This window comes from Streptomyces sp. NPDC001056 (assembly GCF_053598955.1).
The window spans coordinates 402,267-424,373 of record NZ_JBSFLI010000001.1 but is presented as its reverse complement, the minus strand read 5'-3'; the positions used below and the strand labels follow the sequence as shown (position 1 = coordinate 424,373).

Below are 22,107 nucleotides of genomic sequence, written 5' to 3'. Positions count from 1 at the left end.
ACCACCCGGTCGAGTGGTCATCTTGAGACACCTGAGCTATGACGGCCCGCGGCCATTAGGGTGAGGACCATGCCAGCGAGCTATGCGTATCTCGGCCCCGAGGGCACCTTCACCGAGGTGGCCCTGCGGACGTTGCCGGAGGCGGCCACCCGGGCGCTGATCCCCTACGTGTCGGTGCAGTCCGCGCTGGACGCGGTACGGGCCGGCGAGGCCGAGGCCGCGTTCCTGCCGATCGAGAACTCGGTCGAGGGCGGCATCACCGCCACCCTGGACGGCCTGGTGGCGGGCGAGCCGCTGATGATCTACCGCGAGGTGCTGCTGTCCATCACCTTCGCGCTGCTCGTCCGGCCGGGCACCGGGCTCGCCGACATCAAGACGGTCTCCGCCCACCCCGCGGCCCAGCCGCAGGTGCGCAACTGGCTGAAGGCCAACCTCCCGGACGCCGTCTGGGAGTCGGCCGCCTCGAACGCGGACGCGGCCCGGCTGGTCCAGGAGGGCCGCTACGACGCCGCCTTCGCGGGCGAGTTCGCCGCCGCCCGGTACGGCCTGGAGGCCCTGGAGACCGGGATCCACGACGCGGAGAACGCGCAGACCCGGTTCGTGCTGGTCGGCCGCCCGGCCCGGCCCGCCGCGAAGACCGGCGCCGACAAGACCTCGGTGGTGCTGTGGCAGCGCACCGACCACCCCGGCGCACTGCGCGACCTGCTCGGCGAATTCGCCTCGCGGGGGATCAACCTGATGCTGCTCCAGTCCCGGCCGACCGGCGCGGGCATCGGCAATTACTGCTTCTGCGTGGACGCCGAGGGCCATATCTCCGACCGCCGGATGGCGGCGGCGCTCATGGGCCTGAAGCGGCTCTGCCTGGAAGTGCGCTTCCTCGGCTCGTACCCGCGCGCCGACATCGAACCGGGCCAGGCCCGAGCGGTGCGGCCGGGGACCTCCGACGAGGAGTTCATGCAAGCCGCGGACTGGGTGGCGCGCTGCCAGGACGGCCGCTTCTAGTTATCCACAAGAGTTATCCACAGGCGCTCTTCTCGACCTGGGGACAAGTCGACAGCGAAGTGCGACCTGGTCGACAAATCGCCCCACAGCGCACAGACGAGGCAACCGTCGCCTGACCCACCCTTCGTCCACCCGTTTCCTTTGGTTCATCTTTTGGGGCGACCGGTTTCCACCCGATAGTGGGTGTCGATCCACTTTGGCCAGGGAATTCTGCAAGCCGCCCAACGGATCCGGAGTGATCAATTCCCGTATCCACAGAACTTCCCCACACCCTGTGGATAACTCTTCGGGCGGTGTGGATTTCTGTGGACAACCGCCCCCGCCAAGTTCCGTTCCCCGCAAGGAATTCGGGTCAACCGCCCGCCCGGCGCGTGCCCCGTCCCAGGGAGTGAGACACTTTCCCTTGACCCGGCCGGCAATGAGCGCATAACGCACCGTAAGCCGCAAATCGAGGCGCTCCGTAATAGTGATTCGTGAGCGGCTTCCCCGCACCGGTAGCCTTGGCCCCGTGATTGACCTTCGCCTGCTCCGTGAGGACCCCGACCGTGTGCGCGCGTCCCAGCGCGCCCGTGGAGAGGACGTCGCGCTCGTCGACTCCCTCCTGTCTGCCGACGAGCGGCGCAGGTCTTCCGGCGTCCGCTTCGACGAACTGCGTGCCGAGCAGAAGCAGCTCGGCAAGCTGATCCCCAAGGCCTCCGCCGACGAGAAGGCCGAGCTGCTCAAGCGCGCCGAGCAGCTCAAGGCCGACGTCAAGGCCGCCGACACCGAGCGCGACGCGGCCGACGCCGAGACCCAGGAGTTGCTGCTCCGGCTCGGCAACCTCGTCCACCCCGACGTGCCCGTCGGCGGCGAGGAGGACTTCGTCACCCTGGAGACGCACGGCACCATCCGCGACTTCGGTGCCGAGGGCTTCGAGCCCAAGGACCACCTGGAGCTGGGCCAGCTGCTCGGCGCGATCGACGTCGAGCGCGGCGCCAAGGTCTCCGGCTCCCGCTTCTACTTCCTCACCGGCGTCGGCGCCCTGCTGGAGCTGGCCCTGGTGAACGCCGCGATGGCCCAGGCCACCGCGGCCGGCTTCACCCCGATGCTGACCCCCGCGCTGGTCCGTCCGCAGTCGATGGCCGGCACCGGCTTCCTCGGCCAGGCCGCGCAGGACGTGTACCACCTCGACAAGGACGACCTGTACCTGGTCGGCACCTCCGAGGTGGCGCTCGCGGCGTACCACATGGACGAGATCCTCGACGCCGACAAGCTGCCGCTGCGCTACGCGGGCTTCTCGCCCTGCTTCCGCCGCGAGGCCGGTTCGCACGGCAAGGACACCCGGGGCATCTTCCGCGTGCACCAGTTCGACAAGGTCGAGATGTTCTCGTACGTCGACCCCGCGGACTCCCAGGCCGAGCACCAGCGGCTGCTGGAGTGGGAGAAGCAGTGGCTGACCTCGCTGGGGCTGCCGTTCCGCGTGATCGACGTCGCCTCCGGTGACCTCGGCTCCTCCGCGGCCCGCAAGTTCGACTGCGAGGCGTGGATCCCGACCCAGGGCAAGTACCGCGAGCTGACCTCGACCTCGGACTGCACCGAGTTCCAGTCCCGGCGCCTGTCGATCCGCGTCCGCGACGGCAAGCAGGTCAAGCCGCTCGCCACGCTCAACGGCACGCTGTGCGCCGTACCGCGCACCATCGTCGCCATTCTGGAGAACCACCAGCAGGCCGACGGCTCCGTCCGGATCCCCGAAGTGCTGCGCCCCTTCCTGGGCGGCCGGGAGGTCCTGGAGCCGGTGGCCAGGTGAGCTTCCCCTACGGGCTCGTCGCGACCGACCTCGACGGGACGCTGCTGCGCTCCGACGGCTCGATCTCCCAGCGCACCCGTGACGCGCTCGCCGCGGCCACCGCGGCGGGCGCGGCGCACATCGTCGTCACCGGCCGGGCCGTCCCCTGGACCCGGGAGATCCTGGACGACCTCGGCTACGACGGCCTCGCGGTCTGCTGCCAGGGCGCCCAGGTGTACGACGCCGGGGCGCACCGCCTGCTGACGTCCGTCACCCTGGACCGCCAGCTGGCGGGCGTGGCGCTGGCCAAGATCGAGGCGGAGGTCGGTCCGCTGCACCTCGCGGCGAGCCGGGACGGGCTGGACGGCGAGGTGCTCGCGGGGCCCGGGTACGCGGTCGCGGGGCCCCTTCCCGCGGTCCCCTTCACCGACGCGTCCGATCTCTGGGCGGCGCCGCTGAACAAGATCTACATACAGCATCCGACGCTGGGCGACGACGAGCTGGCGGAGGCGGCCCGGCAGGCGGCCGGCGGCTTCGTCTCGGTCGCGATGGCCGGCGCGGGCATCGTGGAGCTCCTCCCGCTCGGCCTCTCCAAGGCGACGGGTCTGTCCCTGGCCGCGCGCCGGCTCGGCCTCAGGGCGGCGCACACGATCGCCTTCGGCGACATGCCGAACGACATCCCGATGTTCGGCTGGGCCTCCCGGGGCGTGGCGATGGCCAACGCCCACGAGGAGCTGAAGGCCGTGGCCGACGAGGTGACGTCCTCGAACGAGGAGGACGGCATCGCGGCGATACTCGAACAACTGCTGTCGTAGCCGCGGGCCCGGCGGCACCCGCCCGGCCCCGGCACGGATCACCGCCGCCGGCGCCGACCCCGGCGGCGGGCCTTGCTGAAGAACCACCCCGCCGGGGGCTCGTCGGAGCGCCAGGGTCGGGGCTCGGGAGCCTCCGCGCGCCAGCGTGCCGCCAGCATCCGCGCCCGGGCCGACGGCTCGGACGCCTCCGCGGCCCGCACGAAGTCGTCGTCCAGGACCAGCCCCTCGAAGACGTCCCCCGCGGGCGCCCCGTCACCCCCCGGTATCTCCTCTGTCATCCCCGGCCTCCCAGCCGTATGTCACGATTCACCCAGTCTGCCCGGCCGGGGATGAGGTCCCCGTCAAGATCACGCGGCGGCGCTCACTCCTCCCCCGCCAGCTTCAGCGAGCGCAGCTTCTGCCCCGCGTACCAGGTCGCCAGCACGGTCACCGCGGCCAGCAGCACCACCGCCGTCGTCAGCCCGACCTCGGACGTGACCAGGTCGCTCCCGGCCACCTTGTGCGCGACCGCGAGCGCCCACTGCTGGACGCTCAGCGTGCGCGCCCCCGGCACCAGGGAGCCGAACAGGGCCTCCCAGACCAGCGCGTACACGAGCCCGAAGACCACCGCGTGCCGGGACACCGTGCCGAGCAGCAGGAACAGCGCGGAGTAGGCGATGGAGGCGACCAGCGCGGCCACCGTGTAGGCGACGGCGATCTGCTGGCCGTTGCCGTTGAGAATCAGCCCCGCGATCATCGTGGGCACGGCGGAGAACACCATGGTCACCGCGATGGCCACGATCAGCTTGGTGAAGATGATCGCGGGCCGCTTCAGGGGTTTGGCCAGCAGGTAGACGACAGAGCCGTCGTCGATCTCCGGGCCGATCGCCCCCGTGCCCGCGATGACACCGATGATCGGCACCATCGTGGCGAGCGCGAACCCGCCGAGCACGTCGGCCGCGGTCTGGTCGTCGGCGCCGCTGAGGGCGCGCACGGCCACGGAGATCACGATGAGCAACAGCGGCAGCGCGCCGAGGATGAGGGCCCGGCGACGGCCGAGCAGGGCCCGGTAGGTGAGCCGGGCGACGGTGGGGTCGTACATCTTCGGCCTCCTACGCCGCGACCAGGTACGAGAACACGGACTCCAGGGACTCGTCCGACGGCGAGACCGTGAGCAGCCGGATGCCGTGGTCCCTGGCGACCTTCGGCAGCAGTGTGGTGAAGCGGCCGAAGTCGACGGCCTGGACACGCAGCGCGCCCTCGGCGTGGTCGACCTCGATGCCGGACGTGGACGGGTCGGCGATCAGCGCGGCCGCGAGGGCCCGGTCGTCGCTGGAGCGCACCAGATAGCGGTGCGGGCGGTCGGTCATCAGGCGGCGGATCTTCCGGTAGTCGCCGCTGGCCGCGTGCCGCCCGGCGACGACGACCTCGATGTGCCGGGCGAGCTGCTCGACCTCCTCCAGGATGTGCGAGGAGAAGAGCACGGTGCGGCCCTCGTCGCCCATCTTCCGCAGCAGGTCCATCAGTTGCATGCGCTGGCGCGGGTCCATGCCGTTGAACGGCTCGTCCAGCAGGAGCAGCGACGGCTCGTGCACCAGGGCGCTCGCCATCTTCACGCGCTGGCGCATGCCCTTGGAGTAGGTGGCGATCTTCCGGTCCTGGGCGTACTCCATCTCGACCGTGGCCAGGGCCTTCCGGGCGGCCTCGTCGCCGAGTCCGTGCAGCTCCGCGTTGGCCACGACGAACTCGCGCCCGGTGAGGAAGTCGTACATCGCCTCACGCTCGGGGACGATGCCGATGTGCCGGTAGATCTCCTCGTTGCGCCACACCGGCCGCCCGTCGAGGGTGACCGTGCCGGTGGAGGGGGCGAGGAAGCCGCCCATCATGTTGATCAGCGTGGACTTCCCGGCACCGTTGGGGCCGAGCAGGCCGGTCACGCCGGGTCCGATGGTCATGGTGATGTCGTTGACGGCGACCACGTTGCCGAACCAGCGGGAGACATGGTCGAGGCTGAGGGTCGTCACAGGCCCACCTTCTTGTAGCGGCGCAGCAGGAGGCCGTAGCTGCCGGCGATCAGTGCGAGGGTGACGAGGACGTAGACGATGCCCTCTCCGGTCGAGGGAGCGACCCCTCCGGGGTTTCGGGCGGTGGCGCCGAGGAAGGCGGACTGCACGCCGTCGATCAGGGTGACCGGCGAGAACAGGCCGATCCACGGGATGGCGCCGGAGTGCCCCTGGACCTCCGCGATGGCCTGGAGGGTGGAGACCGCCCCGTACGTGATGACCAGTACGGCGATCACGGCGGCGATGCCGAAGCCGCGGCGCGGGGTGACGGCGGCGATGACCAGGCCGATGCCGGCGAAGAGCAGGGAGAGCAGGGCCACGGAGACCAGTCCCTCGGCGAATTCCTTCGTCTGGTGGGCGAAGCCCAGCTTGGACAGCAGCGCCCCCACGTACATCACCAGCAGGGGAGCGGCGGTGAGGATGAAGATCGCCGAGGCGAGCGCGGCGAACTTGGCGCGCACGTAGTCCGCGGTCTCGATGGGCCGCGAGAAGTACAGCGGCACCGTCTTGAAGCGCAGGTCGCGGGAGACGGCCTGGGGCGCCTGCGAGGCTACGTACAGGCTGATGACGGCCTGGAGCATGATCGCGTACCGCGTGTAGGCGACCGGCAGTTCGTGCGCCTTGGTGGCGACGGCGACGGCGACCATGATGGCGGCGGGCACGCACATCACCGCGAACAGCAGCATGGGCAGCACCTTGGACTTCACCGAGCGGCCGAGGCCGTAGGCGCCGCGCAGGGACTGCGAGTACAGGGAGCGGCGGGCGTAGGCGCGGCCGAGGCGCGGGCCGTCGTAGCCGCGGTAGCCGATGTCGTGGATCCGGGTCGTCTCGCCCGGGGGCGAGGTCAGGGGCTGCTCAACCGCCATGGCCGACGGCCTCCTTCCGCTGCTCGTCGCTGTTGCCGTCGTCGGTGGTGAACACCTCGGAGATGTGGTGCCGGCGCTGCTCCATGCGGACCAGGCCGAGCCCGAGGTCGGCGACCACGTCGCGCACCAGGTCGTACGTCTGCTCACCCGCGGCCGTCAGCAGCAGGATGTGGCCCGCGCCGGGCAGGCCCGCGCCCTCGTGGTGGATCTCCACCCCGCGCTCCTGCAGCGCCTCGCGGACGGCCCGGGTGCCGTCGGGATGGGTGTCGCTGTCGGTGACCTCGATCGCCAGCGTGGTCGTGGTCTGCGTGAAGTCGGTGGTGGAACTGGACCGCAGCAGCTTGCCGCCGTCGATGACGACCACGTGGTCGCAGGTCCGCTCCAGCTCGCCCAGCAGGTGCGAGGTGACCAGCACGGAGATGCCGAAGTCGGCGTGGACACGACGGATCAGGCCGAGCATCTCGTCGCGGCCGACCGGGTCGAGGCCGTTGGTCGGCTCGTCCAGGAAGACCAGCTTGGGGTCGTGCACCAGGGCCTGCGCGAGCTTCACGCGCTGCTTCATGCCGGTGGAGTAACCGCCGATGGGGCGGTAGCGCTCCTCGTAGAGGCCGACATGGCGCAGGGTGTCCGCGGTGCGCTCGCGCGCGGCCGTGGGCGGCAGCCCCGACATGCGGGCCATGTGCACGACGAACTCGGTCGCCGAGACGTCCGGCGGCAGGCAGTCGTGCTCCGGCATGTAGCCGACCCGTTCGCGGATGGCGGCGCCCTCGGTGGCGATGTCCAGGCCGAGCACCCGGGCGCTGCCCTCGGTGGCGGGGGACAGTCCCAGCAGGATTTTGATCAGGGTGGACTTGCCGGCGCCGTTGGCGCCGACGAGTCCGGTCACCCCGGGCCCGATGTCCACGGACAGCCGGTCGAGCGCGGTCACCCGGGGGAACCGCTTGCTCAGGCTTTCGGTCGCGATCACAGTCACCCAGCCGACGGTAGTGATCCCGGCCACGCCGGTCGTCAGACCACAGAGCCGTCTTCGGGTCCGACCCAGGTATTACGGCACCCTAGGGGCCGCCGTTCCCCAGGGGCACCCGGAGTCGTCCCGGGCCCGCGCTCCCGCCTATTGACGCAACCTCTAACAACTGCGAGATTCTCCACTGTCAAGTTACGGACGCGTACCGCAGCCGACGTGAATCGGCCGGACCACGGGACGAGGCGGCATGACGACGGCAGTGAGCAGCGAACTCACCACGGAGCTGCGGGGATTCAGAACGGTGCAGCGCCTCGCCTACGAGTGCGCGGAGGCGGTCGCCGCGCGCCTGGAGCCGGGCGTGACCGAGCGTGAAGCGGCACGGATGCAGCGGGAGTGGCTGCGCGAGCGCGGGGTGCGGGACTGGTTCCATCTGCCCTTCGCCTGGTTCGGGGACCGCACGGCGTTCGTGGACTTCCGCGTCCCGTGGCAGTTCTTCCCCACCGACCGCGAGCTGGCGCCCGGGATGCCGTTCATCCTGGACATGGCCCCGGTGCACGGGGGATACACGGCGGACATCGGCTACTCCGGGTCCCTCGGGGCCAATCCCGTGCACGACCGGCTGATGGCCGATCTGGAGGCGCACCGGGAGCTGATCCTGCGCGAGGTGCGCGAGCGGCGCTCCCTGCGGGAGATCTACGAGGACGTGGAGCGGCTGATGGTCCGCCAGGGCTATGCCAACCGGCACCGCGCCTATCCCTTCGGCGTGATCGCCCACAAGGTGGACCGGGTGGGGGAACGCCGCTGGGCGCCCCACCTGTTCGGGTTCGGGACGCGGTCCCTGAAGGGCCTGGCCTCGGACGCGCTGCACGGCCACCGCGAGGGCTGGTCCCCGCTGTGGTCGCCCTACCGCTTCTCGGACCACCCGCCGCAGCCGGGCCTGTGGGCGGTCGAGCCGCACCTCGGCTTCCGGGGCACGGGGGCGAAGTTCGAGGAGATCCTCGTGGTCACCGACTCGAAGGACCCCGGGGAGAGCGCGTTCTGGCTGGACGACGAACTGCCGCACGTGCGGCGCTGGGCGGAGGAGAAGTGACGACGCTGAAGGGTGCGCGCGAGCGCACGGTACGGACCGGCGGGATCGAGCTGTGCGTGGCCGAACTGGGCGACGCCCGGCAGCCGACGGTGGTCCTGGTGCACGGCTATCCGGACAGCAAGGAGGTGTGGTCCGAGATAGCCCCGCGCCTCGCGGAGCGCTTCCATGTGGTGCTGTACGACGTCCGGGGCCACGGCCGTTCCACCGCGCCGCGGCCGCTGCGCGGCGGCTTCACGCTGGCCAAGCTCACGGACGACTTCCTGGCCGTGGTGGACGCGGTGAGCCCGGACCGCCCGGTGCATCTCGTCGGCCACGACTGGGGCTCGGTGCAGTCCTGGGAGTTCGTCACGGTCGGCCGTACCGAGGGCCGCATCGCCTCCTTCACCACGATCTCCGGGCCGTCCCTGGACCACTTCGGGCACTGGATCAAGGACCGCCTGAGGCGTCCGACACCCCGCCGCGTGGCCCAGCTCCTCGGCCAGGGCGCCAGATCCTGGTACGTGGGGATGCTGCACACCCCCGCCCTGCCGGAGCTGGCCTGGCGCGGCCCGCTCGGCAAGCGCTGGCCGGGACTCCTGGAGCGGACCGAGGGTCTCCCCTCCGGCGACTACCCGACCGCGTCCCTGTCCGCCGACGCGGCCCACGGCGCCTGGCTGTACCGGGACAACGTCCGCCCGCGGCTGAGCCACCCCCGCCCGGACGCGTACGCGCACGCGCCGGTGCAGCTGATCACGCCCCAGGGCGACGCGTTCCTCTCCGAGCGGCTGTACGACGACCTGGACCGCTGGGTCCCCCAGCTGACCCGGCGCACGGTCCCGGCCAAGCACTGGGTCCCGCGCACCCGGCCCGACCAGCTGTCCGCGTGGATCGAGGAGTTCGTGGTGTCGGTGGAGGGCGGCCGCCCCGAACCGAGGGCGACCGGGCCCCATGCGGCCCGGTTCGGCGGGCAGCTGGTGCTGATCACCGGCGCGGGCAGCGGCATCGGCCGGGCGACGGCGTTCGCGTTCGCGGAGGCGGGCGCGCGGCTGGTGGCCGTCGACCGCGACGCGGAGGCGGCGGCCCGCACGGCCGACCTGGCCCGGCTGATCGGCGCGCCACAGGCGTGGGCCGAGACGGCGGACGTCTCGGACGAGCAGGCGATGGAGAAGCTGGCCGAGCGGGTCCACCGTGCGTACGGCGTGGTGGACGTGCTGGTCAACAACGCGGGCATCGGCCTGTCCGGGTCCTTCTTCGCCACGACCACCGAGGACTGGCGCAAGGTCCTCGACGTCAACCTCTGGGGCGTGATCCACGGGTGCCGGCTGTTCGGGGCGCGGATGGCCGAGCGGGGGCAGGGCGGCCACATCGTGAACATCGCCTCCGCCGCCGCGTTCCAGCCCTCCCGGATCCTCCCCGCGTACAGCACCTCCAAGGCCGCGGTCCTCATGCTCTCCGAGTGCCTCCGCGCGGAACTGGCCTCCCGGTCCATCGGCGTCACGGCGATCTGCCCCGGCATCGTCAACACGAACATCACGTCGACGGCGCGTTTCGCCGGCGCGGACGAGACGGAGGAACGCCGCCTCCAGAAGAGCTCAGCCCGCCTGTACGGCCTGCGCAACTACCCTCCGGAGAAGGTGGCCTCCGCCGTCCTGGACGCGGTGGCCCGCAACCGCCCGGTGGTTCCGGTGACCCCGGAGGCCCGGGGCGCGCACTTCCTGTCGAGGGTGATGCCGGGGGCGCTGCGACGGCTGGCGCGGGTGGAACCGAAGGTGTGAGGCGGGGTGTTGGGAGGGTCTCCCTCCCAACACGCGCCCGGAGCAGCCCTGTTGTCCACAGTTCCGCCACATCCCCTGTGGATAAACGCAGTTGTCTGTGGATCAAACCTCCCCGTGAAAACGAGCTGCGTGATCCGCGTCTCTCCCACACCCTGGACGCGTGGACGAAAGACGCACGATCAAGATCTCGAAGTACCTCTCCAGACACCTCCGCCACCAGCCGGCCCGCATCGGCCTCACCCCCGACCCCGCGGGCTGGGTGGACATCGACACCCTGGTCGCCGCGGCGACGGCCCACGGCTTCCCCTTCACCCGCGAGGAACTCGACACCGTCGTCGCCGTCAACGACAAACAGCGCTTCACGATCGACGGCACCAGGATCCGCGCCGCCCAGGGCCACAGCATCACCGTCGACCTCGGCCTCCCCCCGGCGACCCCGCCGCCGTACCTCTTCCACGGCACCACCCCCCGCGCCCTGGCCTCGATCCGCGCGAGCGGTCTGAAGCCGATGGGCCGGCACGCCGTGCACCTCTCGCCCGACCGCGCCACCGCCACCCGCGTCGGCGCCCGCCGCGGCCGACCCGTCGTCCTCGCCGTCGACGCCGCCGCCATGCACCGCGACGGCCACGTCTTCCGCGTCAGCGCCAACGGGGTGTGGCTGACCGCCGCCGTGCCGCCCGAGTACCTGCGCTTTCCCGCCGCCCACTGAGCACACGGTGCGACCGCTTGCTCCCCCGTCGCCCCGTCCGCTTACCCTCGAACGCATGAGTCTGCGTCTGAGCACCGTGATCCTGCCGTACCGCCGCTGGCACGAGGGCGGCCGCGCCGCCTGGGTCCGCGCCGAGCAGCTGGGTTTCCACACGGCGTACACCTACGACCACCTGTCCTGGCGCAGCTTCCGCGACGGCCCCTGGTTCGGCGCCGTCCCCACCCTGACCGCCGCCGCGGCCGCCACCGAGCGGCTCCGTCTCGGCACCCTGGTCACCTCCCCGAACTTCCGCCACCCGGTCACCCTCGCCAAGGAACTGATCTCCCTGGACGACATCTCGGGCGGCCGCGTCACCCTCGGCATCGGCGCCGGCGGCACCGGCTTCGACGCCACCGCCCTCGGCCAGGACCCGTGGACCCCGCGCGAGCGCGCCGACCGGTTCGCCGAGTTCGTGCCGCTGCTCGACCGGCTGCTCACCGAGGACGCGGTGTCGTACGAGGGCCGCTTCTACTCGGCGGACGAGGCCCGGAACATCCCCGGCTGTGTCCAGCGCCCCCGGCTGCCGTTCGCCGTCGCCGCCACCGGCCCGCGCGGCCTGAAGATCGCCGCGCGCCACGGCCGGGCCTGGGTGACCACGGGTGACCCGAAGCTGTACGAGACCGGCACCCCGGAGCAGTCCGTGACGGCGCTGCGCGGCCAGCTCGCCCGGCTGACCGACGCCTGCGCGGAGGCCGGCCGGGACGCCGCCGGCATGGACAAGATCCTGCTCACCGGCTTCACCCCGGACCGCGGTCGCCCGCTCACCTCCGTGGACGCGTTCGTGGACTTCGCCGGCCGCCACCGCGAACTGGGCTTCACCGAGATCGTCCTCCACTGGCCCATCCCGGACTCCGACTTCGCCGCCGACCAGAAGGTCTTCGAGAAGATCGCCATGGAGGCCCTCGCGCAGCTGGACTGATGCGTCCGGAGATGACTCGTGGGGCGGCAGGGGCGCCCGGAGCGTCATCTGTGTCTCATCTGTGCACAGTTCCGCACGCCCGTGCGGGCATATGCGCGAGAATGACCGGATGACCTCAGCGACCAGACAACCCGGGACCCCCGCCGCCGCGATCCGCCCGCGGCTGATCGCCACCGACCTCGACGGCACCCTGCTGCACGACGACAAGTCGGTCTCCCCGCGGACCGTCGCCGCCCTGGCCGCCGCCGAGCAGGCGGGCATCGAGGTCTTCTTCGTCACCGGCCGCCCGGCCCGCTGGATGGACGTCGTCAGCGACCATGTGCACGGCCACGGGCTGGCCATCTGCGGCAACGGCGCGGCCGTGGTCGACCTGCACGGCGGCCCCGGCGCCCACCGCTTCACCAAGGTGCGCGAACTGGCCCGCGCCAACGCCCTGGACGCCGTACGGCTGCTGCGCGAGGCCGCGCCCGGCACGGTGTTCGCGGTCGAGCAGACGTACGGCTTCCACCAGGAGCCCGCCTATCCCAGGCTGCACATGGAGGTGCCGGGCCACCTGCTGTCCGCGGAGGAACTGCTCGCGCCCGACGGCCCGACCGCCGACCAGCCCGTGCTCAAGATCCTCGCCCACCACGCGGCCCTCGACCCCGACGCCTTCCTCACCCTGGCCCGGCTGGCCGTCGGCGACCGCGCCACCGTCACCCGCTCCAGCCCCAGCGCCCTGCTGGAACTCAGCGGCCCCGGTGTCTCCAAGGCCAGCACCCTCGCCCTGTGCTGCGCCGAACGCGGCATCTCGCACGAGGAGGTCGTCGCCTTCGGGGACATGCCCAACGACATCGAGATGCTGACCTGGGCCGGGCGCTCGTACGCCATGGGCAACGCCCACCCCGACGCCGTCGCCGCCGCCTCCGGCCGAACGGCCGCCAACACCGAGGACGGCGTGGCGATCGTGATCGAGCAGCTGCTCAGCCTGCACGCCTGAGCACCGTCGCCCCGGCACCCGCCGCGCCGGGTGCCGGGGCGTCAGCGCGCCCCCACCAGCGTCTCGGCCTCCGCCTCCCGGCGCACCATCTCGCGCAACGGACCGTCCACCGCGGCCAGTTCCGCGTAGGGGCCCCGCTGCACGACGCGGCCCGCGTCGAGCACCAGCACCTCGTCCACCTCGTCCAGACCGGCGAGCCGGTGGGTGATGAGCAGGGTCGTACGACCCTCGGTGGCGGCCAGCAGGTCGGCGGTGAGGGCGTCGGCCGTGGGCAGGTCCAGGTGTTCGGCGGGCTCGTCGAGGACCAGTACGGGGAAGTCGGCGAGGAGTGCGCGGGCCAGCGCGAGCCGCTGCCGCTGGCCGCCGGACAGCCGCGCCCCGTGCTCGCCGACCAGCGTGTCCAGGCCGTCGGGCAGCCCGTCCACCCAGTCGAGCAGCCTGGCCCGGGCCAGCGCCCCGCGCAGCTCGGCCTCGGTGGCGTCCTTCCTGGCCAGCAGCAGGTTCTCGCGCACCGAGCTGTCGAAGAGGTGCGCGTCCTGCGCGCACAACCCGACCAGTCGCCGCACATCGTCGCCGGCCAGCTCGCGGGCGTTCACCCCGGCGAGGGTGTAGGAGCCGGAACGCGGGTCGAGGAAGCGCAGCAGCACCTGGGCGAGGGTCGTCTTGCCGGAGCCGGAGGCCCCGACCACGGCGATCCGGCGGCCCTGGTCCAGCGTCAGGTCGAGCCCCGCCAGCGCCTCCTGCCGCTGCCCCGCGTGCCGCGCGGTCAGCCCCTTGAGGACCACCGGGAACGGTGTCGCGGGCGCCTGCCGGGGCCGCTCGGGCTCGGAGACCGGCTCGGGCGCCTCCAGCACCTCGCGCACCCGCTCCGCGCTGCGCCGCACCCGCTGCCGGTAGCGGACGGCGAGCGGCATCCCGAGCACGGCCTCGAACGCGGCCAGCGGGGTGAGCACGACGACGGCCAGCGCGACGCCCCCGAGCCGGCCCGACGCCACCGCCTGGACGCCGAGCAGCGCCATGGCCGTGACGGTCAGGCCGGAGACCAGCGCGGTGAGCCCGTCACCGAGCGCGGTGACGGCGGCGGCGCGCGAGGCGATCCGGGTCAGGGTGCCGTCCGCGCGCCGGGCCGCGCCGGTACGGGCGGGCAGCGCGCCGGCCACGGTCAGCTCGGCGGTGCCGGTGAGCAGATCGGTGACGCGGGTGGCGAGTTCGCCGCGGGCGGGTGCCAGCCGGCGTTCGGTGTGCCGGGCCGCGGTCGCGGTCACCAGCGGCACGCCGACCCCGGCCGCGAGCAGGCCCACCGCGAGGGCGGCGCCCGCCTCGGGCAGCAGCCAGGCGGTGAAGCCGACGGTCGCGCCGGAGACGAGTACGGCGACGGAGGCGGGCAGCAGCCAGCGCAGCCAGTAGTCCTGGAGCGCGTCCACGTCCGCGACCAGCCGGGTCAGCAGGTCACCGCGGCGGGCGGTGCGCAGTCCCGCGGGCGCGAGGCGTTCGAGCCGCCGGTAGACCGCGACCCGGGTGTCGGCCAGCATCCGCAGCACGGCGTCGTGCGAGACCAGCCGCTCGGCGTAGCGGAACACGGCCCGCCCGATCCCGAACGCCCGCGTCGCCGTCACCGCCACCATCAGGTACAGCACCGGCGGCTGCTGCGAGGCCCGCGAGATCAGCCACCCGGAGGTCGCCATCAACCCGACGGCACTCCCGAGCGCCATCCCCCCGAGCAGCCAGGCAAGGACCAGCCTTCCCCGCCGGGCCCCGGCCGTCCCCCGGACCCAGCCGAGCACGCTCCGCGCCCGCTCCGCCCCGCCGGGCCCTCCCGGCTCGCCGGGCTCCCCTTCCAGCGGGCCGTTCCGGGCGGCAAGGGGACGCGGCCGGGGGTCCGGGGAGCGGAGTCCCACGGGAGGCCCGGCGCCCTCACGCGCGCCCCACGGTTCCGCGGGGTCCAGCCGTACCACCCGGTCGGCCACATCCAGCAGCGCGGGCCGATGCACGACCACCAGCACCGTCCGTCCGGCCGCCAGCCGGCGAACCGCCGAGACGACCTCCCCCTCGGTCACCCCGTCCAGCGCCGCCGTCGGCTCGTCCAGCACCAGCAGGGGCCGGTCCGCGAGAAACGCCCGCGCGAGTGCCAGCCGCTGCCGCTGCCCCGCCGACAGCCCTGCCCCGTCCTCCCCGAGCACCGTGCCGGCGCCGTCGGGCAGCGCGTCCACGAAGTCCAGCGCCCCCGCGTCCCGCAGCGCCCGGCGCACGGCGTCGTCGTCCGCGTCCGGCCGCGCCAGCCGCACGTTCTCCGCGATCGTCCCGGCGTACAGATGCGGGCGCTGCGGCACCCACGCGATCCGCGACCGCCACTCCGCGATGTCCAGCTCGGCGAGGTCGACGCCTCCGACCCGCACCCGGCCCGTGGCGGGCCGTACGAACCCCAGCAGCACGTTCAGCAGTGTCGACTTGCCCGCCCCGCTCGGCCCAACCAGCGCCACGGTCTCCCCGGGCTCGACGGTGAACGACACCTCGGTCACCGCGTCCACGGACCGCCCGGGATACCGCACGGTGACCCCCTCGAAGGCCACCGCCCCCGACGGCACCGCACCGGCCCCGGACGCCGGCACCGGCGTCTCCAGCACCGCGAAGATCTCCTCCGCGGCGGCCAGCCCCTCCGCCGCCGCGTGGTACTGGGCCCCCACCTGGCGCAGCGGCAGATACGCCTCCGGCGCCAGCACCAGGATCACCAGACCGATGTAGAGATCCATGTCGCCGCGGACCAGCCGCATGCCGATCGTCACGGCGACCAGCGCCACCGACAGCGTGGCCAGCAGCTCCAGCGCGAAGGAGGAGATGAAGGCGATCCGCAGGGTCCGCATGGTCGCCTGGCGGTACTCACCGGTGATCCGGCGGATGGACTCGGCCTGGGCCTTGGCCCGCCCGAACACCTTCAGCGTGGGCAGCCCCGCGACCACGTCCAGGAAGTGCCCGGACAACCGGGACAGCAGCCGCCACTGCCGGTCCGTCCGCGCCTGTGTGGCCCAGCCGATCAGCATCATGAACAGCGGGATGAGGGGCAGGGTGCCGACGATGATCGCCGCCGACACCCAGTCCTCGGTGACGATCCGCGCCAGCACCGCCACCGGCACCACCACCGCGAGCCCCAGCTGCGGCAGATAGCGCGAGAAGTAGTCGTCGAGGGCGTCGACCCCGCGCGTGGCCAGGGTGACCAGCGAGCCGGTGCGCTGACCGCCGAGCCATCCGGGGCCGAGCGCCGCCGCCCGGTCGAGCAGCCGCCCCCGCAGCTCGGACTTCACCGCCGCGCCCGCCCGGTGGGCGGCCCGTTCGGTGAGCCACGCGACCAGGGCCCGGCCCGCGGACACCGCCACCAGGAGCAGCAGAGGGGCGGACAGCTCGGCGACGGACCGTCCGCGCTGGAAGGAGCCGACGACCACCTCGGCGATGAGCATCGCCTGGGCGATGACCAGCCCGGCACCGACGGCGCCCAGGGCGACGACCGCCACCAGGAAGAAGCGGGTGGCGCGGGCGTACCGCAGCAGACGAGGATCGACTGGTTTCACGTGAAACAGGCCCTTCGGTCCAGAGGGTGTGTTTCACGTGAAACACACCCTCGGCGGACTCAATGTGCGGGTTCGGCGATGTGCTGTGTGCCGATCCGCTTGCGGAACACCCAGTAGGTCCAGCCCTGGTAGAGCAGCACCAGCGGGGTCGCGATCACCGCGAGCCAGGTCATGATCTTCAGGGTGTACGGGCTGGACGAGGCGTTGCTGACCGTCAGGCTCCAGTCCCCGTCGAGGGTGGAGGGCATGACGTTCGGGAAGAGCGACAGGAAGAGCATCGCCACGGCCGCCACGATGGTGAGGCCGGACAGGGTGAACGCCCAGCCCTCGCGCCCGAGCTGGTTCGCGGCCAGCGCACCCATCAGGGCGACGGCCGCCACGATCAGGGCGACCAGGCTCTTGCCGTCACCGCTGTCGGCCTGCGTCCACAGCAGGAAGGCCACCGCCAGCACGGCCGCGAGGAGACCGGCCCACAGGGCAAGCTGCCGCGCCCGCCCCCGGATGTCGCCGACGGTCTTGAGCGCCGTGAACACCGCGCCGTGGAAGGTGAACAGCGTGAGCGTCACCAGCCCGCCGAGCAGGGCATAGGGGTTGAGCAGGTCCCAGAAGCTGCCGACGTACTCGAAATGCCGGTCGATCTTGACGCCCCGCACGATGTTCCCGAAGGCCACGCCCCACAGGAACGCCGGGATCAGGGAGGTCCAGAAGATCGCCGTCTCCCAGTTGCGCTGCCAGTTCTCCTCGGGTCGCTTCGCCCGGTACTCGAAGGCGACACCGCGGACGATCAGGCAGACCAGGATGACCAGCAGGGGCAGGTAGAAGCCGGAGAAGAGGGTGGCGTACCACTCGGGGAAGGCGGCGAAGGTCGCGCCGCCCGCCGTGAGCAGCCACACCTCGTTGCCGTCCCAGACGGGTCCGATGGTGTTGATGAGCACCCGGCGCTCGGACCGGTCCCGGGCCAGCAGCCTGGTGAGGATGCCGACCCCGAAGTCGAAGCCCTCCAGGAAGAAGTAGCCGGTCCACAGGACGGCGATCAGGACGAACCAGACGTCGTGAAGTTCCATGACTGTTCCCTCGGCCTAGTACGAGAAGGCCATCGGCTTGTCGGCGTCACGGGTGTCGCCGCCGATCTTCGTGGGCGGGTTGAGGTCGTCCTCGGTCAGCTCGGGCGGGCCGGCCTTGACGTACTTCGCGAGCAGCTTGACCTCGATCACCGCGAGGATCGCGTACAGCGAGGTGAAGACGATCATCGAGGTGAGGACCTCGCCCTGGGAGACACCGGGGGAGACCGCGTCCCGGGTCCGCAGGACGCCGTAGACGACCCACGGCTGACGGCCCATCTCGGTGAAGATCCAGCCCCAGGAGTTGGCGATCAGCGGGAAGGCCATGGTCCAGGTCGCGATGCGCCAGAACCAGGTGGCCGGCTTGGGGCCGAGCGCCTTCTTCCGGAACAGCACCAGATGCGGCACCTCGTCCTCGCCGACCCGCAGCTGCTCGGGCAGCATGAACTTCTTGCGGGTCAGCCAGAGTCCGGCCAGGCCGAGGGCGAAGGAGGCCATGCCGAAGCCGATCATCCAGCGGAAGCCCCAGAAGGCGACGGGGATGTTGGGCCGGTAGTCGCCGGGCCCGAACTGCTGCTGCTCGGCCTTGTCGACGTCGTTGATCCCGGGGACCTCCGACGTGAAGTTGTCGTTGGCGAGGAAGGAGAGCAGGCCGGGTATCTCGATCGCGACCGTGTTGTGGCCCTTCTCCACGTCGCCGTAGGCGAAGATCGAGAACGGAGCCGGCTTCTGGCCGTCCCACAGCGCCTCGGCGGCGGCCATCTTCATCGGCTGCTGCTTGAACATGACCTTGCCGAGGGTGTCGCCGCTGACCGCGGTGAGCATGCCGGCGATGATCACGGTGATCAGGCCCAGCCGCAGCGAGGTCTTCATCTCGCGGATGTGCTTCTTGCGGGCCAGGTGGTAGGCGGAGATGCCGACCATGAAGGCGCCACCGGTCAGGAACGCGGCGGACAGCGTGTGGAAGACCTGGCTCAGCGCGGTGTTCTGGGTGAGCACCGCCAGGAAGTCGGTGAGCTCGGCACGCCCCTTGACCTTGTCGATCCGGTAGCCGACCGGGTGCTGCATCCAGGAGTTGGCCGCGAGGATGAAGTAGGCCGACAGGATCGTGCCGATCGAGACCATCCAGATGCAGGCCAGGTGGATCTTCTTCGGCAGCTTGTCCCAGCCGAAGATCCACAGCCCGATGAACGTGGACTCGAAGAAGAACGCGATCAGCGCCTCGAAGGCGAGCGGGGCGCCGAAGATGTCGCCGACGAAGCGCGAGTAGTCGGACCAGTTCATGCCGAACTGGAACTCCTGCACGATGCCGGTGACCACACCCATCGCGATGTTGATCAGGAAGAGCTTGCCCCAGAACTTCGTCGCGCGGAGGTACTTCTCCTTCTCCGTCCGCACCCAGGCCGTCTGCAACCCGGCCGTGAGGGCGGCCAGGGAGATCGTCAGCGGAACGAACAGAAAGTGGTAGACGGTCGTGATGCCGAACTGCCAGCGCGCCAGTGTCTCCGGCGCCAGAGCCAGGTCCACGTCGTCACTCTCCTTACTACGCCGTGGTACTGCGGCGATTCGCCCCGCCTGTCACCTACATACGGGGCAAACGGGACGCGCTTGTGAACGCGTTCACATTCACAAGCCATTATGGCGCACCGGTTTTCAGCCAGGAAGTTCGGGGTCGCTCTCTTGCCTCGGAGTCAAGATTCCCGAAGTCCCCCGAAGGTCGCGACGAAGGGGCCGCAGGGCGGGCATGGATCTGCCCGTTCGTGGGTAACTCCCGTCGCCTGCACGGCAGTTGACCCCACCACCCCGTTTCACGTGAAACGGGCGCCCGGCAGAGCCGGGCGCCCGTGGTCTTCTCCGGCGTGAGCCGGATTACAGCCGTGAGCCGGCTTACGGCCGGCTGCGGAAGGCCTCCGTCACCTTCAGGAAGATGTCGTTCGCCTCGGCCTCGCCGATCGTGACCCGGGCACCCTCGCCCGCGAACGGCCGGACCACCACACCGTGCTCCTCACATGCCTGCGCGAACGCCGTCGTACGCTCCCCGAGCCGCATCCACACGAAGTTGGCCTGCGTCTCCGGCACCGTCCAGCCCTGCGCGCGCAGCGCGTCGACCACGCGGGTGCGCTCGCACACCAGCGAGCCGACCCGGCCCAGCAGCTCGTCCTCGGCCCGCAGCGAGGCGATCGCCGCCTCCTGCGCCAGCTGGCTCACGCCGAACGGCACCGCCGTCTTGCGCAGCGCGGCGGCCACCGGCTCATGGGCGATCGCGAAGCCGACGCGCAGCCCGGCGAGGCCGTACGCCTTGGAGAACGTCCGCAGGACGCAGACATTGGGCCGCTCCCGGTACAGCTCCACGCCGTCGGGTACCTCGGGGTCGCGGTTGAACTCCCGGTAGGCCTCGTCCAGCACCACCAGGACGTCCTTGGGCACCCGGTCGAGGAAGCGCTCCAGCTCGGCCCGCCGCACCACCGTGCCGGTCGGGTTGTTCGGGTTGCAGACGAAGATCAGCCGCGTCCGGTCGGTGATCGCGTCCGCCATCGCGTCCAGGTCGTGCACATCGCCTTCCGTGAGCGGCACCTGCACCGACCTGGCCCCGTTGACCTGCGTGATGATCGGGTACGCCTCGAAGGACCGCCAGGCGTAGATCACCTCGTCGCCGGGACCGCTGGTCGCCTGGACCAGCTGCTGGGCGACGCCCACCGAACCCGTGCCGGTGGCCACATGGGCGGCGGGCACCCCGAAGCGCTCCGCCAGCTCCTCCGTCAGGGCGGCGCACGCCATGTCGGGGTAGCGGTTGAAGGAGGCGGCGGCCGCCGTCACACTCTCCAGCACACCGGGCAGCGGCGGGTACGGGTTCTCGTTCGAGGACAGCTTGTAGGCGGCCGGTCCGTCGGACGCGGCCGGCTTGCCCGGCTTGTAGGTGGGGATACCCTCCAGCTCGGCGCGCAGCTTCGGGCTCGTCTCGCTCACCACAGTCCTCCTCGCGACCACCGGCGGACCGTCGACGCCGCCGGCTTCCAATACTGCTCACCATATGAGGATTCGGCTGCGCTGAGTACCGGCCGCGGGCAAACCTCGTGGGACCGCGACGGCAACCCGGGCATCACGGGACATCGACGCATGAAGGCGGATCTTTCGGGGGGCGCACCGTACATATATCTATGCGCCGGTGGCTCGCGCCGTAGCGCGCATCACCCGTGCAGGTGAGTTGAGACCTCTTCGAGACATCCGACCGTTGGCAGGCTCATGCGCGCCGTTACGCTATGTCCTGCCAAGAAACCGCTCAACTACCTTTGATTCACAGGCAGTTAGCGCTTTTGCGCCATGCAGAAACGTGCCTGTCAACGAGTGCATATGCGTCCGCACTACCCCACCGCATGAGCCCTACTATCGGCTCGCCATGACAGCAGCAGGGAAGCACCAGGTGAGCCGCGCGGAAACCTCACGTCGAGGCAGTCGGCCGGGCCGGGCGGGCATCAGGGACGTTGCCGCCGCCGCCGGGGTCTCCATCACGACCGTCTCCGACGCCCTCAACGGCAAGGGCCGGCTCCCGGACGCCACCCGACGCCACGTCCGCGAGGTCGCCGACCGGCTGGGGTACCGCCCCTCGGCCGCCGCCCGCACCCTCCGTACCGGCAAGTCGGGGCTGATCGGCCTGACCGTGACCACGTACGGGGATGAACCTTTCACCTTCACGGAGTTCGCGTACTTCGCCGAGATGGCGCGGGCCGCCACCTCGGCCGCGCTGGCGCGGGGCTATGCCCTGGTCATCCTGCCCGCGACCTCCCGCCACGACGTGTGGTCCAACGTCGCCCTCGACGGCACCGTCGTCATCGACCCCTCGGACCAGGACCCGGTGGTCAGCGAACTGGTCCGCCAGGGCCTGCCCGTCGTCTCCGACGGCCGCCCGGCCGGCGAGCTCCCGGTCACCGCCTGGGTGGACAACGACCACGAGGCCGCCGTCCTCGGCATCCTCGACCACCTCGCCGCGGCCGGCGCCCGCCGGATCGGCCTGCTCACGGGCACCTCGACCGACACCTACACCCATCTGTCGACCACGGCCTACCTGCACTGGTGCGACCGGGTCGGCCAGGACCCGGTCTACGAGGCCTACCCGGCGCACGACCCGTGCGCGGGCGCCGTCGCCGCCGACCGGCTGCTCGCCCGCCCCGACCGGCCCGACGCCGTCTACGGACTGTTCGACCCCAACGGCACCGACCTGCTCGCCGCCGCCCGCCGCTACGGGCTGCGCGTCCCGGAGGATCTGCTGCTGGTGTGCTGCAGCGAATCCACCGTGTACGCCAGCACCGAGCCGCCCGTCACCACGCTCTCCCTCAAGCCGCGCCGCATCGGCACCGCCGTCGTGCAGCTGCTCATCGACGCCATCGAGGGCGTGGAGTCGGAGCAACCGGTGGAGCAGGTCATACCGACCGAGCTGATCGTGCGCACCTCCTCCCAGCGGCGGCCCCCGCGCACCACGGTCAGCCCGCCCCGGTCCCCGGACGACACGTAGGAGGGGCCGCGCACGGGCGGAGGGCACCG

Annotated in this window: 18 protein-coding genes; 9 read left to right on the top strand and 9 right to left on the bottom strand. The window is 71.6% G+C overall.

Features of this window, described 5'->3' with window-relative positions:
- The first annotated feature begins 69 nt into the window (after window positions 1-69).
- The 3 genes from pheA to ACWDD7_RS01930 all read left to right on the top strand — a co-directional run bounded on the left by pheA (window position 70) and on the right by ACWDD7_RS01930 (window position 3,582).
- Window positions 70-1,002: a prephenate dehydratase gene (pheA, locus tag ACWDD7_RS01940; RefSeq protein WP_351867087.1), complete on the top strand. Its 933-nt coding sequence runs from the start codon at window positions 70-72 to the stop codon at window positions 1,000-1,002.
- Between the two features lie 508 nt (window positions 1,003-1,510).
- On the top strand, window positions 1,511-2,788 hold the full coding sequence (gene serS, locus ACWDD7_RS01935; protein ID WP_351867090.1) for a serine--tRNA ligase: 1,278 nt from the start codon (window positions 1,511-1,513) through the stop codon (window positions 2,786-2,788).
- Entirely contained in the window at window positions 2,785-3,582 is a 798-nt protein-coding gene (locus ACWDD7_RS01930; RefSeq protein ID WP_450455699.1) for an HAD family hydrolase, read from the top strand. Before serS ends, ACWDD7_RS01930 begins: the two co-directional genes overlap by 4 nt.
- Before the next feature lie 38 nt (window positions 3,583-3,620).
- Here ACWDD7_RS01930 and ACWDD7_RS01925 read toward each other — a convergent pair whose 3' ends face one another.
- The 5 genes from ACWDD7_RS01925 to ACWDD7_RS01905 all read right to left on the bottom strand — a co-directional run bounded on the left by ACWDD7_RS01925 (window position 3,621) and on the right by ACWDD7_RS01905 (window position 7,457).
- The gene (locus ACWDD7_RS01925) at window positions 3,621-3,860 is read right to left on the bottom strand and encodes an SGM_3592 family protein (protein WP_450455697.1); all 240 of its coding nucleotides are present in this window, start codon (window positions 3,858-3,860) and stop codon (window positions 3,621-3,623) included.
- A gap of 83 nt (window positions 3,861-3,943) precedes the next feature.
- Entirely contained in the window at window positions 3,944-4,663 is a 720-nt protein-coding gene (locus tag ACWDD7_RS01920) for an ABC transporter permease (protein ID WP_351867098.1), read from the bottom strand.
- A gap of 10 nt (window positions 4,664-4,673) precedes the next feature.
- Window positions 4,674-5,585, bottom strand: a complete 912-nt coding sequence (locus ACWDD7_RS01915) for an ABC transporter ATP-binding protein (RefSeq protein ID WP_351867101.1) — start codon at window positions 5,583-5,585, stop codon at window positions 4,674-4,676.
- A complete protein-coding gene (locus tag ACWDD7_RS01910; protein WP_351867103.1) occupies window positions 5,582-6,490 on the bottom strand; it encodes an ABC transporter permease in 909 nt (302 codons plus the stop codon). Before ACWDD7_RS01910 ends, ACWDD7_RS01915 begins: the two co-directional genes overlap by 4 nt.
- Window positions 6,480-7,457, bottom strand: coding sequence for an ABC transporter ATP-binding protein (locus ACWDD7_RS01905; RefSeq protein ID WP_351867217.1), 978 nt, complete (start codon window positions 7,455-7,457; stop codon window positions 6,480-6,482). Before ACWDD7_RS01905 ends, ACWDD7_RS01910 begins: the two co-directional genes overlap by 11 nt.
- A gap of 244 nt (window positions 7,458-7,701) precedes the next feature.
- Here ACWDD7_RS01905 and ACWDD7_RS01900 point away from each other — a divergent pair, with 244 nt between their 5' ends.
- From ACWDD7_RS01900 to ACWDD7_RS01880, 5 genes are all read left to right on the top strand, one after another.
- Window positions 7,702-8,544: a M24 family metallopeptidase gene (locus ACWDD7_RS01900; protein ID WP_450455694.1), complete on the top strand. Its 843-nt coding sequence runs from the start codon at window positions 7,702-7,704 to the stop codon at window positions 8,542-8,544.
- Window positions 8,541-10,298, top strand: coding sequence for an SDR family oxidoreductase (locus ACWDD7_RS01895; protein WP_450455692.1), 1,758 nt, complete (start codon window positions 8,541-8,543; stop codon window positions 10,296-10,298). The genes ACWDD7_RS01900 and ACWDD7_RS01895 overlap by 4 nt, the downstream gene beginning before the upstream one ends.
- A 160-nt stretch (window positions 10,299-10,458) precedes the next feature.
- Entirely contained in the window at window positions 10,459-11,007 is a 549-nt protein-coding gene (locus tag ACWDD7_RS01890; RefSeq protein ID WP_450455690.1) for an RNA 2'-phosphotransferase, read from the top strand.
- Between the two features lie 55 nt (window positions 11,008-11,062).
- Window positions 11,063-11,965 carry an LLM class flavin-dependent oxidoreductase gene (locus ACWDD7_RS01885; RefSeq protein ID WP_351867114.1) on the top strand — a complete coding sequence of 301 codons (903 nt, stop codon included), beginning with the start codon at window positions 11,063-11,065 and terminating at the stop codon, window positions 11,963-11,965.
- A 91-nt stretch (window positions 11,966-12,056) separates the two neighbouring features.
- Complete coding sequence (locus ACWDD7_RS01880) at window positions 12,057-12,944, top strand: HAD-IIB family hydrolase (protein WP_351867117.1); 888 nt, start codon at window positions 12,057-12,059, stop codon at window positions 12,942-12,944.
- Between the two features lie 41 nt (window positions 12,945-12,985).
- Here ACWDD7_RS01880 and cydD read toward each other — a convergent pair whose 3' ends face one another.
- From cydD to hisC, 4 genes are all read right to left on the bottom strand, one after another.
- A complete protein-coding gene (gene cydD / locus ACWDD7_RS01875; protein ID WP_450455687.1) occupies window positions 12,986-16,507 on the bottom strand; it encodes a thiol reductant ABC exporter subunit CydD in 3,522 nt (1,173 codons plus the stop codon).
- A 59-nt stretch (window positions 16,508-16,566) separates the two neighbouring features.
- A complete protein-coding gene (cydB, locus tag ACWDD7_RS01870; protein WP_450455685.1) occupies window positions 16,567-17,571 on the bottom strand; it encodes a cytochrome d ubiquinol oxidase subunit II in 1,005 nt (334 codons plus the stop codon).
- A gap of 15 nt (window positions 17,572-17,586) precedes the next feature.
- On the bottom strand, window positions 17,587-19,095 hold the full coding sequence (locus ACWDD7_RS01865) for a cytochrome ubiquinol oxidase subunit I (protein WP_450455684.1): 1,509 nt from the start codon (window positions 19,093-19,095) through the stop codon (window positions 17,587-17,589).
- Between the two features lie 360 nt (window positions 19,096-19,455).
- Window positions 19,456-20,535 (bottom strand): histidinol-phosphate transaminase, encoded by a 1,080-nt coding sequence (gene hisC / locus ACWDD7_RS01860; RefSeq protein WP_351867129.1) that lies wholly within the window; start codon window positions 20,533-20,535, stop codon window positions 19,456-19,458.
- A 430-nt stretch (window positions 20,536-20,965) separates the two neighbouring features.
- On the opposite strand from hisC, the gene ACWDD7_RS01855 reads away from it, so the two are divergent.
- Complete coding sequence (locus ACWDD7_RS01855; RefSeq protein ID WP_351867132.1) at window positions 20,966-22,078, top strand: LacI family DNA-binding transcriptional regulator; 1,113 nt, start codon at window positions 20,966-20,968, stop codon at window positions 22,076-22,078.
- Window positions 22,079-22,107 lie beyond the last annotated feature (29 nt).

Coding starts and splice junctions, on each gene's coding strand:
- pheA (WP_351867087.1), top strand. CDS start 70: ATGCCAGCGAGCTATGCGTATCTCGGCCCCGAGGGCACCTTCACCGAG.
- ACWDD7_RS01885 (WP_351867114.1), top strand. CDS start 11,063: ATGAGTCTGCGTCTGAGCACCGTGATCCTGCCGTACCGCCGCTGGCAC.
- ACWDD7_RS01910 (WP_351867103.1), bottom strand. CDS start 6,490: ATGGCGGTTGAGCAGCCCCTGACCTCGCCCCCGGGCGAGACGACCCGG.
- cydB (WP_450455685.1), bottom strand. CDS start 17,571: ATGGAACTTCACGACGTCTGGTTCGTCCTGATCGCCGTCCTGTGGACC.
- ACWDD7_RS01920 (WP_351867098.1), bottom strand. CDS start 4,663: ATGTACGACCCCACCGTCGCCCGGCTCACCTACCGGGCCCTGCTCGGC.
- ACWDD7_RS01880 (WP_351867117.1), top strand. CDS start 12,057: ATGCGCGAGAATGACCGGATGACCTCAGCGACCAGACAACCCGGGACC.
- ACWDD7_RS01925 (WP_450455697.1), bottom strand. CDS start 3,860: ATGACAGAGGAGATACCGGGGGGTGACGGGGCGCCCGCGGGGGACGTC.
- ACWDD7_RS01855 (WP_351867132.1), top strand. CDS start 20,966: ATGACAGCAGCAGGGAAGCACCAGGTGAGCCGCGCGGAAACCTCACGT.
- ACWDD7_RS01900 (WP_450455694.1), top strand. CDS start 7,702: ATGACGACGGCAGTGAGCAGCGAACTCACCACGGAGCTGCGGGGATTC.